Source organism: Streptomyces sp. Ac-502, from assembly GCF_045222935.1.
Taxonomy (GTDB): Bacteria; Actinomycetota; Actinomycetes; order Streptomycetales; family Streptomycetaceae; genus Streptomyces; species Streptomyces monomycini.
Genome location: NZ_JBHFFO010000001.1, coordinates 171,398 through 185,559 on the forward strand (window position 1 = coordinate 171,398; position 14,162 = coordinate 185,559).

Consider the following 14,162-nt stretch of genomic DNA (forward strand, 5'->3'; position numbering starts at 1 on the left):
CCGCAAGGACTCCCATCAAAACCTTGCTCCCCCACGGAAGCGGTTCCTTCGCCACCATCGCCTTCTCTCCCCCTTCTTCTCTCTCCCTCTACACTTTCCTCCTTCTCTCCCCACTTCGAACCGCGCGCTACCCTCGTGCCACGCCGCGAGGGGTATCGGTCATAACCCCACACCACCAGTCGTCACAGGGCACTGTCAGTGGTGGGTGGCATCATCGGGCGTATGACGCATGAAACAGCGTTCGGCTGGCGGCCGTTCCTGCTCAGATGGAGCGAGGAGTGGGCGGATACCGTGCCCGATGACGAGACGCGGAGTACGGAAGACGAAGCTGTCCGGCAGGCTCGCTGGTTGGGGTCCCCACCCGCGTCCGAGGAGCGGATCGCAGCCATGGAGAAGCGCCTCGGCCGACGGATGCCGCCGTCGTACCGAGAGTTTCTCAAGGTCAGCGACGGGTGGCAGCATGCCGGCGGGTTCGTCTGGCCCTTGGCAGGGACCACGGACGCACGCTGGCACAACAACGACTCCGGGCTCGCGGACATGTTCGAGGAGTATCTGGACGACGACGCCGGGCCCGCCCAGCGGCGGGCCGCGGACATTTGGCGCCGCTGGGCTGGGTGGCCGACCCTCTGCTCGGCCCCTTGCTGACTCCGGAACGAGGCCGCGAGTTGCTGTCCACCCCCAGGGGCGGACAGCCGGGTGAGGCAACGAGCCGACCGGCCGGCCTCGATCCGGACAACCTGGCGTGGCTCGCGGATCTGGACGCCAACGACAGCCTCACGTCTTACCGGCTCGTCCTGGTCGAAGCCGTGGAACCGGAGGATGTGCCCGGGCGTCTCGCGGACGCGGACGAGGCAACGCTCGACGGGTCCATGACGCTCCACGAAGCGCGCCACCGATCGCTCAACGGACAGCGGGAGTTCTCGTCCTACGACGACAGAGCCCTCATGGCGGTCGGCCGGGCCGGCTCCCGTTGGAGCTTCGCCTTCGACGGCGCCCCCGCGTCTTTCGACCCGCAACGGTTCGTCTCCCCGGCCGCGGCCGCCAGCGCGGGTACCCGCGCGGTGGCCGTGTGGAGCGGTCTGCGGACCTGGCACGGGCAACCGTTCTTCCACCTTTCCGTGGCGCAGGACGGCAACGAGCAGTACGCCTTCACGTACGCGGATGGAGAGACCCGTCGAACCGGTCACATACCGCGGGCGCTGGACCCGGACCGGTTCTTCGCCACCCGGGAGGGGGCCACCGAGGCGGAACGGCCACTGCTGGAAGCCGTGACCGGCGAGTTCGGCGTCCACCTGCCGCGCCATGCGATCACTCACGGGCGGCTGCACACGTTCACCACCCGTTCATGGACACGACCACCGGAAAGTGGGGAGACCTACGCCGTAATCACCATGAACGGGGATGAGGGGCGCTGACTGGCACAGCGCCCGCGCCCCTTTCGGACACGTACAGGCCTGGTCTGCGCCTCTCGTCGCAGTGGCAGCGGCGATGCTGCTGAGCGGCTGTACGCCGACCGGGGGCTCCTCTCGCTCCCCCTCCGCGTCCGGGTCTTCGAAAGCCTGAGACCGCGGGGGAAACCTGACATGGGCCAATCAGTCGGTGACTCGACTCGTGAACCGTGACCGCTCCCTTGAACAACGTGAGCGTGACCGATGACCGGCCCGGACGGACGGCGAAACCCGGCTGACGGCGACCGTGCGCGAGCTCCGGCGCAAGCTGACCGGCGATCTGACGGTCGAGGACATGCGGCTGCTGATCAGGCAGGACGTGGGCCTGGCCTACCTCCTGCCGCTGGCGGTGGAGGCCCTTCGGGCCGACCCGCTGTCGGAAGGCGACATGTACGAGGGTGACCTGCTGGCCGCCGTACTGACCAGGGACGCGGAGGTCTGGAGCGGGCTCCCCGAACTCAAAAGGGAAGTTCGCTCCCTCGGGATGCACCTCCTCGGGTGCCCCAGCCATCACTGGAACAGGCGCCGTCAGGTGGTGACGACGAGCTTGCCCCGGGGGTGGCCCTGCCTCAGATGGTGAAGGGCCGCGGGCGCCTCGGCGAGCGGGTAGGTGCGGTCGATGACCGGGGTGACCTGGCCCTTCTCGGTGAGGTTCTTCAGGGTCAGTAGGTCCTCGCGGCGGGCGAACGAGATCAGGTTGCGGAGGTTCTGAGCGATGAAGGGGAGAGCAGGACGGCCCGAAGGCCACGGCTCATACCGCCGAGGAAGCCGCTCCCGCCCTCGCCGCCGACGATGACGAGCGTGCCGCGCGGTGTGAGGGCTCGGCGGAGTACGGACAGCGGCCGAAGCCCCGCGGTGTCGACAATGACGTCATAGCGGTGCGGGCTGTCGGTGATGTCCTCACGCGTGTAGTCGACCACGTGGGTGGCGCCCAGCGACCGGACGAGTTCCGCGCCGGCGGCACCGCAGACGCCGGTGACCTCGGCGCCGTACAACGTGGCGAGCTGGACGGCGTACGTTCCCACCCCGCCCGATGCGCCAATGACGAGGACCCGCTGACCGGGTCGGGGGCGGGACTTGCCGCTGAGGGCCTGGAGGGCGGTCATCCCGGAGACGGGCAGGGCGGCTGCCTGCTCGAACGTGAGGTTGGCGGGCTTGAGCACGATCTTGTCGGCCTTGGCCCGCGCATACTCGGCGAAGGCCCCCTCGCAGTTGCCGAACACCTCATCCCCCGGCTTGAAGTCGGTCACCTTCGCCCCGACCGCCTCGACCCGCCCGGCCCCGTCCCAGCCACGGACGGGGTTCTTGGGCCTCCGAAGCCCGAGGGCGACCCGGGCCACGTACGGCTTGCCAGTCATCAGGTGCCACACTTCGGGCCCCACTCCAGCAGCACGTATCTCGACGAGCACCTCGTCGTCGCCCGGTACGGGGCGGTCGATGTCGCGCAGGTCCAGGAGATCCTCTGACCCGTACGCATCCTGAACGATCGCCTTCATGACCGTAGCTACCTTTACCGTTTCCGACACCGGACGATCCGGGATGCGCCGCGCACCCGTTCGTTCCGAGCATCCCGACGCATCGCACTTCTGACCACATTCCTGAGTACGGGCTTGGGGCCGGGCGCGATGAAATTTCCTACGGCGTACGCCCTACGAGATCAACGCCCCGATGCCCCGAGGGAGCGCCCGCCCTTCCGCTTCCGGCCGCTCACTGCCGCCGTCGGCTCACGACCGCTTCCGGCTCGATGGCCTGGAGACCCCGTTCGCGACCGGGTGCCTCATACCCACCCGGGCAGCATGCGGGCACCGGCACGGGCACAGCGGACCCCGAGCCAGGCACTCCGGGCACCGGCAAGGGCGACCGAGTCACCGCATGGCAGGTCAGCGTACTGAGCGGGCGCGGACAGCATTTCGAACTCGGGCGCGCTGCCAGCCCACTCGGGCTCCACTGTCGGGCTGTCGCGGCGATACAACGTCAGCAGTGGCGCATTCGGCTCGCGCCCTACGCAATCACCTCAGCTCAGAAGCGTTCGTAAGGAGAAGCAACGTGGAGACATCGCCGACGCTGGCCGGGCGCGCCCTTCAGTCCCGTAACGCACCGGGCCGTTCGGCGCAGCAGGCCGACGGGTTCCTCGGTGCCCTGTACGAGCATCACGGGTCGGCCTTGTTGAGCTTCGCGGCCCGACTGCTGGACGGCGACTGGCACCGTGCGGAGGACATCGTGCAGGAGGTGGCGCTCCGTGCCTGGCAGCGCGCGGACGACCTCGACCCCACAACGAATACGCTGCGTCCGTGGCTGTTCACCGTCGTCCGCAACCTGGTTGTCGACGTTTACCGCGCCCGCAGGGCCCGCCCCCTGGAGGCGGATACCGCGGACGTTCCTCCTTCGCCCGTCCCCGACGGAGTCGACCGCACGCTGACCCGGCACGTGGTGGTCTCAGCCATGCGCGAACTGGCACCGTGCCATCGCGAGGTCCTGGTCCATGTGTACTACATGGGCCGCAGCCTCCCCAGACGGCAAAGCTGCTGGGCGTGCCGCCCGGCACGGTCAGGTCACGTATGTATCACGCGACACGTGCGCTACGCGAAGGGCTCAACAGCCGTGGAATGAAAGCTGCTTGACGCCCTACTTCCCCATGTCACCGCACCCTGGCTCACCCGGCTGGCCGACCGCTTCGCAAGCGCTGCTTGACCTGGCCCGACCGCCGGGTGGACCGCGTCAGCCGAAGCGCAGCAGCAACAGCAGGCCATCGAGAGCGACCAGTGGCACTCCCAGGGCCCGGATGAGCGCCGGGTCGGCTGTCGACTGTCGGCTGGAATGACAAGTGGCTCGCCCCGGAAGGGCCGCCGCACCCCCGTGGCAGCGGCCCCGTCCCGGCTCAGTACAGCCGAGTTGCGGCATACGCATCGATGGCGGCCCGCTGGTACGCGGCCAGGCCCGGCGTGATCGCCTCGTACACCGCGTGCCAGTGCTCGTTCTCCACGCAGGTACGCCCGATCGCGCGGTATTCCTCAGCGGATGCTGCCCGGATCCGGGCCAGCGTCCGGTACTGGGCGTCGATCTCGACCTGCACCGCGTCGGCGTCAGCGGGCAGGCCGGTGGCCAGCAGCTCAGCCAGCCGAACCATCTGCGCCGTGCGCTCCCGCTCGTCAGCCTCGCTCTCGGCCTCGCTCAACGCCGAGGCGTGCCGTTCGACGTCCCCCACCAGCTCCGGGAAACCGCGCAGGACCTTCATGCACTGGGCGGAACGGATCCCCTCGAACAGGTTCTCCGGACGGCTGATGCTCATCATGTCTGTACCATCCTTCCCATCCTTCCTGGACTGCTCCAGTTCGGTGATCGTGCGGGCCACGGAGCCGGCGAGAGCAGTGAGCCGGTCGCGCTCGGCGAGCAGTCGACGGTGGTGGCCCCGCAGGGCCTGCAGCTCGTCGACCTGCGCGGCCAGGATCCGGCCGATGTCAGGCAGCCCCAGGCCCAGTTCCCGTAGCACGAGGACCTGCTGCAACCGCAGCAGTTGGCGTTCCTCGTAGTAGCGGTGGCCGTTGGCCCCGACCCAGGCCGGCGGCAGCAGACCGATCTCGTCGTAGTGCCGCAGCGCCCGGGCCGTCACACCCGACATCCGGGCGACCTCCGCGATCGGCCAGGCCATCGCCGCCTCCTCACACGTCCTTCACCGAGCCGGTTTTTCCGGCTCTGCTCAGGACGATAGAGGCTTCCGCTGCGGCAGCTTCAAGCACCGTTCTCCGTGGGAATTGAGAAACCGTTGTCTTGCCGGATGTGATCGCTGAGTTTCCGCTGTTCACGCACCCACTCGCTCTGTACGGAGACACCGACTCCGGAACGCTGAGTGGCCACGGGGACGGCTCACCGATCGCGACGCGCCCCGAGCATTGATCAAGCTGCTGGCCTTGACGGGAGCACAGCAGCGACTTTGCAGGCTTTCACGACGGGCATGATTTCCCGCGTACGGTAGCCCTGGCCACTCCGACCACCAGACCGTTTCTCCCCGACAATCCGAACCCGCGGTCGCCGGACGTAGCCGGCATAGGAGGGTGGGTTTGTGGCCGGGGCGTTTCGTGGGCCTGGCATCTGCGGTGTGAGCGTCGCGGCTGCGCTCACGCTCTGCGGCGAGTGCGGCCTCGGCATCGTCGGTGAACCGTCCGTCAACGACCGGGCCGAGGTCGATGTGCTGATCAGGTGAGGTTCTCCTGCGCCCAGCGGGCAATGCCGCCGAGCTTGACTGCCGCCACGTCGCTGTCTCCGGTCCGGACGGGCTGATCGACCTCGTAGTCATATCCTTCGAGGCCGCTCTCTTGCTCGACCATCCGTGCGATCCGATACGCCTCCGCCATGATCGGCTGCGCTTCCTGCCCCGGGTAGCGATAGGGGATCTCGATATTGGCCGAATCCCCTGCGTAATCCAGCTGCAGATGACCGGAAGGCCCGTCACGCCACAGGAACAGACCGTAGGGGAACTCCTCGGTGGTGACCGGTCCGACCTCCCGCGATATCCGCTGTACCAGCCCAGATCTGTGACGGCGAGGGCCACAGGCCACCCCGCCCTGTCTTCAACTCGCTTCCGTGCAGCTCGGGTGCAGGCAGCCGTGCGGGGCCTGGTGGGCAGTCGTCAGGACGAAGGCGTCCTGACGGCCTTGCTCCTGGGCGGGTGCGCACCGGACAGGTCCGAGCGGCGTCAGCCGCCGTCAGCGATGAAGTCGGCTATAGCGGCAGCGACGGCTTCGGGCTGCTCGTCGGGGATGAAGTGCCCGGCGTCGGGCACGACGACTCCGGCGGTGTTGTCGGCCCATGGGCTGATGGAGGCTGCCATGTCCGGGATGGAGCCGTGGCTGCTGGAGATTCCGAGGATGGGCACAGTCAGGTGCTGCCGGCTGAGCGCCTGGTGGTTCTTGCGCGCCGACTCGGCGGCGTCTCGGTAGTAGGCGAGGGAGGCGCGGAGGCCGCCGTCGGCGGCGAGGGCCGCTGCGTAGTGGTCGAGGTCGGCGTCGTCGAACGCGTCGGGAGAGAGTGCCTTCGTTTTCAGGAACCAGCCGACATAGTCCCGTTCACGGCCGGTGAGCAGGGTCTCGGGCAGGTCGGGCACGAGGTGGAACGCGAAATGCCAGGTCTTCCACGCCCGGGCCGGGTCGGTGGGAATCGATTCCGGGAGGGTGATGCCGGGGATTCCGGCGTCGAGCAGGGCGACCCCACGCAGCTGGCTCTCGTAGTTGAGGGCGAGGGAGAAGGCGACCCAGGCACCGATGTCGTGGGCGGCCAGCCAGTAACTCGACACTCCGAGTGCCTGTACGGCGGCGTGGACGTGGGCGGCGACCGTGTGGGTGTCGTAGCTGCGCTCCGGGCGCTCGGAGTGGCCTTGGCCCGGCAGGTCGATCGCGATGACGCGGAACCGGTCGGCGAGACTGGACATGACCTTTCGCCAGGCCTGCCAGGTTTGCGGGAACCCGGCGAGCAGGACGACAGCCGGCCCGGTCGGCTGGCCGCCTTCGACGGCATGAAGGCGCATGCCGTCCGCGTCGGCCCAGCGGTGGGTGAACCCCTCCAGGTCATGCAGGGGCAGATCGCGGACAGGGTTGGCTTCGGCGCCATGCTGAGTGGTGGTCGCAGGGTCAGACACGGGAATCCTCCAATGGTGTGGGCTTTGCTGGTTCGGTGCTACACCCCAGGGCCGGACCCCCGAGCGCGATGACGATGGCGATGACAGTCAGGGGCTGCTGGAGGGCCGGGTCCCGGCTGTCTGGTCGATCCCGACAGCTGCCCCGGCGAAGACGGTGCGAGCGGCAAAGATAGGCGCAGGGCGAGTCCACAGCACCGTCTCGATAGGGATCATCCCGATTGCCGACAGGTCTGACCCGATACTCCGCCCACACAGACGCCGAGGTAGCACCAGCACACGGTGCGGGGCGGCGCCAGGACGAACTCCGCCAGCAGGCCCGCGCCGATGACGTAGGCAATGAAGACGAAGGTTGTGGCGGCGTGCCCGTGGCGCTTTCCCGGATGACTGGAGGGCCCGCGGTCATGACCATGCCTGCAACGTAGCACATCTTGAACCATTCAGTTCAAGATAGAATGGTGTGCAGCACAGCCCATGGACATCGACACACCGGCAAGGAAGTGCCACGTGGCAGGCAAGAAGCAGTTCGACATGGACGCGGCACTCGACGCCGCGATGGTCCAGTTCTGGCGTGCCGGCTACGCCGACACCTCAGTGGACGACCTGTCACGGGCGACCGGCCTGAACCGCAGCTCCATCTACTCCTCGCTCGGCGACAAGGACACACTCTTCCTGCGCTGCCTGGACCGCTACGCCGCGCGCTACGGCGACAAGTACGACGCCGCCCTGTCGTGTGCAGCCTCGGACCCCCTTGCAGCTGTTCGTGCGTTCTTCAACGTCACCCTCGAGCGCATCGCCGACCCCGGACTACCCGATGGATGTCTGATGGCCCAGTCGGCCATGGCCATTCCGGTGCTGAGCCCGGCCGTCGCGGCGCGCGCCAAGGAGGCACTCGGCTTCCAGCGTTTGCGCCTGCGCGCCGCGCTGAAGGCTGGGCAATTGACCGATCAGGACGCCGATGCCTTCGCTGAACACGCGGCGGCCGTGAACCAGTCCCTCGCCGTCATGAGCAGAGCCGGGGCGAGCCCGACGCAGCTTCTGGCCGTAGTGGGCGTGACCATTGACGCCCTCTCGCAAGCGTTGGGCTCAACCGGCATTTCTCAAAGACCAGGGACCGGAGCCACTCGCCGATAGGGGGCTCCCCGGCCCGCGCGGCATGGGTACCCCCGCCAGCCGCCGGCAGGAAAACGGGTGGCAGGCTCAGCCGGCCGGTGGTGAGGATCGTGGCATGACCAGCTTCCTGGAGACCGGCCGGCTCGTCCTGCGCGCCTTCACAGCGGCCGACACTGACCGCCTGTTCGCCCTGGACAACGACCCCGAGGTCATGCGCTTCATCAACGGTGGCCGTCCCACCAGCCGCGAGACGATCGAGACCCGGACCCTGCCGCGACTCCTGCACGACTACCCGTGCTGGCAGACCCGCGGCTACTGGGCCGCACAGGAGAAGACCACCGACACCTTCCTGGGCTGGTTCGAGTTCCGGCCGCTGGAGGAGCACAGCCCCGCCGTGGTCGAACTCGGCTACCGCCTGAACCAGGCGGCCTGGGGGCACGGCTACGCCACCGAGGGATCCCAGGCCCTGATTCACAAGGGGTTCACGGACCTGGAGGTCGAACGGGTCACGGCGAACACGATGGCCGTCAACACCCGTTCCCGTCGCGTCATGGAGAAGTCGGACCTGTCCTTCGTCCGGAACTTCACCGGGGACTGGCCGGATGCGATCGAGGGATCCGAACATGGTGAAGTCGAGTATGAACTCACCCGGACCCATTGGGAACAACAGCAGACGTCAACGACCCAGTCCACAGCTCTCGACAATTTTTCCCTTACTGCGTCACGGCCGAAACCCCGCGCATAGACTCCGACTCATAACTTGAGATTACGCAGGTCACCTTCTCTACGCGCCCTAGAGAATCCTTAGAAAGCCATCTGGTTCTCGCGCCACGCCGGCAGCCTCACTCAACAGTGCGCGGCGTAGCGGGTGCACCCGGGCGGGTTGTGACTGCTGTCCCACTGATGCTGCACGATCACCAACACCCCGCTGGCCAGAAGAGCGACCAACAGGTGCGCGATCGCCGTCCAGCGGGCACGGAAGACACTCGCGAGAGCCGCCATGACGAATGCGGCGATCAGCAGCACCTCCACCCGCCCGATGTGCGCGAGAGCAGCCGCGTCAATACGGTCCTGCTTGCCTTGCGCTGCCCATACTTCCAGGCCGAGGCCGAACACCCAGTCCAACACCAGCCACGCGGTCTCCAGGATCAACAGCGGGATGGCAAGGGCCAGGCCCATGCCCCTGCGTGTCGGCTGCGACCAGGGGCGCCAGCGTTGTGGTTTCGGAGCGACGTTCGTCATGGCCACAGGGTGCCGACGCTGACCGTATGTGTGCATGAGTATGCGTACTCAATGTGGCCTGCATGTCGCGAGGCCCGCCCTGGAAGAAGCGACTGTCGTGACCACTGCCAGGCAAGCCGATGTGACGAGGCTGATCTCCGCCCTCGGCATCATCGCCCGCATCCGCCACGGCGGCCGACGCACCATCGGTGGTGTGTACGCTCGATGCCCCCAGTGGCGGCGGCAGCAGCTCAACCGGGCCGCCCTGACTTGTCACCGTGGCGACAGCGACCGGACCGAGTTCTTTGCCAGCGCAAGCTTTCACCGGATGATCGGTATCATGAAGCTTTTCTCCTCTCCTACTCGACTGTGGCTGCTCTCCGATACCTCCCTGCTCCTCGTGATGACGATATGGGGCGTGTTGCGCTATCCGCACCTGCCGGACCAGATCCCGCAGCACATCGGATCAGGTGCGGTGGATGCCTGGGCGGACAAGTCGATCGGCAGCGTGTTCTTGCTGGTCTTCGTGTACGCAGGGGCGACGGTGCTGCTGGCAGGCTCCGCGGAGCTGACGCTGCGGCAGACACCGCGCGACGAGATGGCGAACACCGATGCCACGCCGTTCGCTGCCGCTCAGGCGACGGCATCCCTGACGAACAGGCCCGGCAGCCGGGCGTCGGCACGCCGGCTCGCACGCGCCCTGCTCGTGCTCAACACCTGCCTGGGCATCTCTCTCCTCGTGGGCTGCGGGATGTTGTGGCGTTCCACGCCGGACCCGAACGTACCGGCATGGCTTGTCCCGGCGATGATCCTGCCGTTCGTCGCCGGTACAGCGGTGACGATCGCCGCGGCCGTGAAAGACCGGAAGCAGTGAATCGGCGCGGACGAACGCAGACGCCGGGTCAGCCGACGTGCGCCGGTTGGATGCTCAGCCGGCGCGCCACACCTGCCCCGCCCCGGGCCTTCAGTACCACTATCCGAACTTGACCCGATGGTGGGGATGAGGACGAAGAAAGCACGGTTCATCGCCGTGGCCCTGGTCGGCGGTGTCGTCCCTCTGGAGGTGGCACGCGGAACATCGCTCGCCGGAGCCGTCCAGGCAGAAGGGCTCGTCCGGCGAAGACCAGACCGATGCTCAACAAGCCACCTCCGAGGGCGACGCAGCCGGAGGACAGCCAGCCGATCTTGTTCTCATCGGCCCAATCCGCTGTGCCTGCGGCGAAGAGGAAGCCCAACAGGCAGGCGGCACTGATCAGGGCGTACCACCATCGAGAAAGCACCAGTCACCCCTGCATGGGGCGTGACGTGGACGCGACTGTCTGCCGTTCCGGCAGAGCCCGCAGGTCAAAGAACGAAGACCGCGAACGCGGAGCGGTAGACATAACAGCGAAACCACACCTTCGGCATGATGGAGGCGATGACTGTGTCCGACTCTCGCCCGTCGGGCTGCCGCTGCTGAGCCCGACCATGTCGGCGAACACGATCTCGGTGGTGGTCAGTCTGCCTGCCGGTCCGTTTAGCGCGCTGTCCGGAGCACCCCTCGACCCTCTTCGTGCAACGATGGTCACGCCTGTCCGCCTACCGCTCGGGGAGCGCCGCCTGTGACCAACCGTCGAGTCCCACGCGTCTCCAGCCCCCTCCCCCACCGCCATGGTACTCGGCGGCGGCCTCACCGGCATGCTGGCCGCCGCCGTCCTGGCCGAGCACGCCGAGGTCCAGATCGTCGAACACGACCTGCTACCCGTGGCCCCTGCTCCTCGTAAGGGTCTGACCCAAGCCCAGCATGCCCACCTGTTGTGGTCCGGCGGCGCCCGCACCATCGAAAGCCTGCTGCCCGGCATCACACAGCAATGGCTGGCGACGGGCGCGCGTCGCATCCCGCTGCCTACCGGGCTGGTGTCTCTCACCGCGGCGGGCTGGCTGCGCCGGTGGCCCGAGATGCAGCACCTGATCGCCTGTTCGCGCGACCTGCTCGACTGGGGTGTACGGCAGCAGGTCCTGGCCCACCCGAGAATCCGCGTCCTGTCCGGCACCCGCGGCGGCCAGCCAACCAGAGAAGCCAGTGCCTTCCTGCCGTTCGCCCGCAACGTACGGCACCCCATCGTGGCCAACCTCATCGCCGACGTCGAACCGCTCACCGACGTCCGCCTCTCCCGCAGCACCGTCAACCGGCGCCGCCGCTTCGACCTGCTGCGAAATTGGCCCCGCGGATTCGCCGTTCTCGGGGACGCCGTCGCCACCTACAACCCCCTGTACGGCCAGGGCATGTCGGTCGCCGCCCAGGAAGCCGCCGCCCTGCGCGACGCGCTGAACCAGTACGGTCTCGGTGCCCCCACCCTGGCCCGACGTCTGCAGCGCACTGTGGGACGCCTCACCCAGGCACCCTGGGCCATGGCCACCGGCCAGGACATCCGCTACCCCGGCGCCATCGGCCCGCGGCCCCCGCAGCCACCCGGCTGCTGCGCGGCTACACCGACCGCCTACTGAAAACCGCCACCGGCGATCCGGCCGTCACCCGAGCCCTGCTCGACGTCATGGCCTTGTCCGCTCCTCTGCAACGGCTGTTACGGCCGGATGCGCCAGCCAGAGTCTTGCTTGGCCCGTTCAGTCGCCTCTCACCGGTCCTCCGCTGAACCTTGCGGCTCAGCGCGTCGCACCAACCCACTCTCCGCGCTCTGCGGCGGATGACGGTGCCACTTCATGACGCTTTTCCGCGAACTGGTTGTGTGAAGACTCCAGCTTTTCTTCTTTGTGTTGATGGAACCTACCCCCAGCGCCAAAAGTGCTATTCAGGCCCGGGACCGCCACTGGACACCGCTCAAGCCCAAGTGCGTCACTGCAACCCTGAAACGCTGATCAGCTGCATCACACGGGACCACCCCCGCCGTAGGCTGAAACCCCGCGTGCAATGGACAGGAGGCTGAAGTGGCCGAGACCGCGCTGACCGAGGTGATGGCCGAACTGGCCGCGCTCGACAATCCACGAATGCGCGCCGTGAACAAGAAACACGGTGACGATCACGGTGTGAACCTCAGCGCATTGCGCGCGCTCGCGAAGCGGCTGAAGACGCAGCAGGAACTGGCGTGCCGACTCTGGGAGACGGATGACACCGCGGCCAGGCTACTGGCCACTTTGATCTGCCGCCCGAAGGCATTCGGGCGTGACGAGTTGGACAGCATGTTGCGCCAGGCACGCACGCCCAAGGTGCACGACTGGCTCGTGAACTATGTGGTGAGGAAGAATCCACACGCCGAAGAGCTGCGCCTGGCATGGTCCGCCGATTCGGACCCCGTGGTCGCCAGCGCCGGCTGGGCGCTGACCACCGAACGCGTGGCGAAGAAGCCCGAGGGCCTCGACCTCTCCGGACTGCTCGACACCATCGAGGCAGAGATGCAGGACGCCCCCGAACGCCTGCAGTGAGCGATGAATCACTGCCTGGCGCAGATCGGCATCGAGCACGCCGGGCACCGCGCCCGAGCCGTCGACATCGGCGAGCGCCTGGAGGTACTCAAGGACTACCCGACTTCGCCAGGCTGCACGTCGCCGTTCGCTCCCACCTGGATCACCGAGATGGTGCGACGTAAGCACAGTACGTAGAAAGTCTGCGGCACGTTGGGCGCGCTCGGCACCAGGGGAGGACGGAGAGTCCCTCTGCGAAGTGGCCAGCGCGATTGCCTCCTCAGGCTCCCGCCTCGCGCAGGGACCAGCCGTCGACATCGCCCGACTGTCCAAGATCGCCGACCGCTGGAAGCCTTGCCGCGGTTGGGCCGCCCTCCTGCTTCGTGTCCGGTTCCAGGACACACTCCCGCGCAGCGTCGCGCCGCAGCAGTCCCCACGCCACCTCGCTCCACCACCCGTTCGCCGCAATCAAGATCACCGATGAGGGCCGGCCTGCACGGCATGCCCGGCGCGGCCGGTTTCGGGCTGACGCTTTCGCCGCCTTCCCCGACCGTGGCGAGCGGCACCCGGGAGTGCTGATGTACGCGGATGGTTTCGGCATTCGTCCCATGTTGCGGAAGTTGGCAGGTGAACTGGCCGGGCACGGGTACTACGTACTCGTGCCCAACCTCTTCTACCAGCACGGCGCGGCGCCGGTGATCGACCTTCCCGAATACATCGGAGAGGAGGCCCGGCCCGCGTTCTTCGCCCAGTTGACGCCTTTGATCGAGGCCCACACCACCGAACGTGTGCTGCGTGACGCCGATGGCTTCAACCCGGCCGCCCGCAGCGCCATCGGGACCGCCTACTGCCCCTCCCCCGCCGCACCCTCACCGACAACTGAGTGCCGGATGTCGGACGGACTCTGACGAGAAGGCGCGCGAAGGAAGGTGGGTTGTAGTACTTCTGAGGAGTTGCAGGGAGTCAACCGTCCTCACTGGGAGTTCTTCGATGGCTGTTCGTCGTGTCGTGCCCAATGTCCAGTCAGTGGCTGTGCGGGAGAGCCGGGATTTCTACGGCTTGCTCGGGTTCCAGGAGGTCATGAATCACGGCTGGATCATGACGCTCGCTTCCCCTACCGATCCTGCCGCGCAGGTCAGCTTCATGGCCGACGACAAGACCGCGCCCGTCATCCCGGACATGAGTGTGGAGGTCGATGACGTGGATGCGGCCTATGCGTCGATGTTGGAGCACGGCGCGGAGATCGTGCACCCCTTGCAGGACGAGGAGTGGGGTGTGCGGCGGTTTTTCGTCCGCGACCCCAACGGCCGGGTGGTGAATGTGCTGGGCCACCGCTGACGCTGCCTCCGGGC

The 14,162-nt window shown here is 67.5% G+C and carries 10 protein-coding genes and 5 pseudogenes; 10 read left to right on the top strand and 5 right to left on the bottom strand.

The features are described 5' to 3' along the window. The first annotated feature begins 222 nt into the window (after nt 1-222). Together ACEXOX_RS00855 and ACEXOX_RS00860 are read left to right on the top strand one after the other, a co-directional pair. A pseudogene (locus ACEXOX_RS00855) lies at nt 223-1,415 on the top strand (SMI1/KNR4 family protein). A 268-nt stretch (nt 1,416-1,683) separates the two neighbouring features. Further along, nucleotides 1,684-2,028, top strand: coding sequence for a contact-dependent growth inhibition system immunity protein (locus ACEXOX_RS00860; protein WP_406526181.1), 345 nt, complete (start codon nt 1,684-1,686; stop codon nt 2,026-2,028). On the opposite strand, the pseudogene ACEXOX_RS00865 reads toward ACEXOX_RS00860, so the two are convergent. Next, a pseudogene (locus ACEXOX_RS00865) lies at nt 1,977-2,944 on the bottom strand (NAD(P)-dependent alcohol dehydrogenase). The gene ACEXOX_RS00860 and the pseudogene ACEXOX_RS00865 overlap by 52 nt on opposite strands. Nucleotides 2,945-3,494: 550 nt before the next feature. Here ACEXOX_RS00865 and ACEXOX_RS00870 point away from each other — a divergent pair. After that, the gene (locus ACEXOX_RS00870) at nt 3,495-4,058 is read left to right on the top strand and encodes a sigma-70 family RNA polymerase sigma factor (protein ID WP_406518492.1); all 564 of its coding nucleotides are present in this window, start codon (nt 3,495-3,497) and stop codon (nt 4,056-4,058) included. A 268-nt stretch (nt 4,059-4,326) separates the two neighbouring features. Here ACEXOX_RS00870 and ACEXOX_RS00875 read toward each other — a convergent pair whose 3' ends face one another. The 3 genes from ACEXOX_RS00875 to ACEXOX_RS00885 all read right to left on the bottom strand — a co-directional run bounded on the left by ACEXOX_RS00875 (nt 4,327) and on the right by ACEXOX_RS00885 (nt 7,080). After that, complete coding sequence (locus ACEXOX_RS00875) at nt 4,327-5,097, bottom strand: MerR family transcriptional regulator (RefSeq protein ID WP_406518493.1); 771 nt, start codon at nt 5,095-5,097, stop codon at nt 4,327-4,329. Nucleotides 5,098-5,641: 544 nt separating this feature from the next. Beyond that, complete coding sequence (locus ACEXOX_RS00880; RefSeq protein ID WP_406518494.1) at nt 5,642-6,004, bottom strand: hypothetical protein; 363 nt, start codon at nt 6,002-6,004, stop codon at nt 5,642-5,644. Between the two features lie 137 nt (nt 6,005-6,141). Next, nucleotides 6,142-7,080 carry an alpha/beta fold hydrolase gene (locus tag ACEXOX_RS00885; protein ID WP_406518496.1) on the bottom strand — a complete coding sequence of 313 codons (939 nt, stop codon included), beginning with the start codon at nt 7,078-7,080 and terminating at the stop codon, nt 6,142-6,144. A gap of 504 nt (nt 7,081-7,584) precedes the next feature. On the opposite strand from ACEXOX_RS00885, the gene ACEXOX_RS00890 reads away from it, so the two are divergent. Further along, nucleotides 7,585-8,211: a TetR/AcrR family transcriptional regulator gene (locus tag ACEXOX_RS00890; protein WP_406518497.1), complete on the top strand. Its 627-nt coding sequence runs from the start codon at nt 7,585-7,587 to the stop codon at nt 8,209-8,211. A 94-nt stretch (nt 8,212-8,305) separates the two neighbouring features. Then, nucleotides 8,306-8,935, top strand: a complete 630-nt coding sequence (locus ACEXOX_RS00895; protein WP_406518499.1) for a GNAT family N-acetyltransferase — start codon at nt 8,306-8,308, stop codon at nt 8,933-8,935. 101 nt (nt 8,936-9,036) lie between these two features. On the opposite strand, the gene ACEXOX_RS00900 is transcribed toward ACEXOX_RS00895, so the two are convergent. Beyond that, nucleotides 9,037-9,432, bottom strand: coding sequence for a DUF6234 family protein (locus tag ACEXOX_RS00900; protein ID WP_406518500.1), 396 nt, complete (start codon nt 9,430-9,432; stop codon nt 9,037-9,039). A 97-nt stretch (nt 9,433-9,529) separates the two neighbouring features. Here ACEXOX_RS00900 and ACEXOX_RS00905 point away from each other — a divergent pair, with 97 nt between their 5' ends. The 5 genes and pseudogenes from ACEXOX_RS00905 to ACEXOX_RS00925 all read left to right on the top strand — a co-directional run bounded on the left by ACEXOX_RS00905 (nt 9,530) and on the right by ACEXOX_RS00925 (nt 14,148). Further along, a complete protein-coding gene (locus ACEXOX_RS00905) occupies nt 9,530-10,285 on the top strand; it encodes a DUF1648 domain-containing protein (protein WP_406518501.1) in 756 nt (251 codons plus the stop codon). A gap of 776 nt (nt 10,286-11,061) precedes the next feature. Further along, a pseudogene (locus ACEXOX_RS00910) lies at nt 11,062-12,115 on the top strand (pyridine nucleotide-disulfide oxidoreductase). A gap of 248 nt (nt 12,116-12,363) precedes the next feature. Beyond that, nucleotides 12,364-13,008 (top strand): annotated as a pseudogene (locus ACEXOX_RS00915) (DNA alkylation repair protein). A 275-nt stretch (nt 13,009-13,283) separates the two neighbouring features. Further along, a pseudogene (locus ACEXOX_RS00920) lies at nt 13,284-13,622 on the top strand (dienelactone hydrolase family protein); the annotation flags it as partial. Between the two features lie 178 nt (nt 13,623-13,800). After that, nucleotides 13,801-14,148 (top strand): VOC family protein, encoded by a 348-nt coding sequence (locus ACEXOX_RS00925; RefSeq protein WP_406518502.1) that lies wholly within the window; start codon nt 13,801-13,803, stop codon nt 14,146-14,148. The last annotated feature ends 14 nt before the right edge of the window (nt 14,149-14,162 follow it).

Excerpts from the sequence above, each read along its gene's own strand:
- ACEXOX_RS00875 (WP_406518493.1), bottom strand. The coding sequence starts at position 5,097 with ATGGCCTGGCCGATCGCGGAGGTCGCCCGGATGTCGGGTGTGACGGCC.
- ACEXOX_RS00895 (WP_406518499.1), top strand. The coding sequence starts at position 8,306 with ATGACCAGCTTCCTGGAGACCGGCCGGCTCGTCCTGCGCGCCTTCACA.
- ACEXOX_RS00900 (WP_406518500.1), bottom strand. The coding sequence starts at position 9,432 with ATGACGAACGTCGCTCCGAAACCACAACGCTGGCGCCCCTGGTCGCAG.
- ACEXOX_RS00925 (WP_406518502.1), top strand. The coding sequence starts at position 13,801 with ATGGCTGTTCGTCGTGTCGTGCCCAATGTCCAGTCAGTGGCTGTGCGG.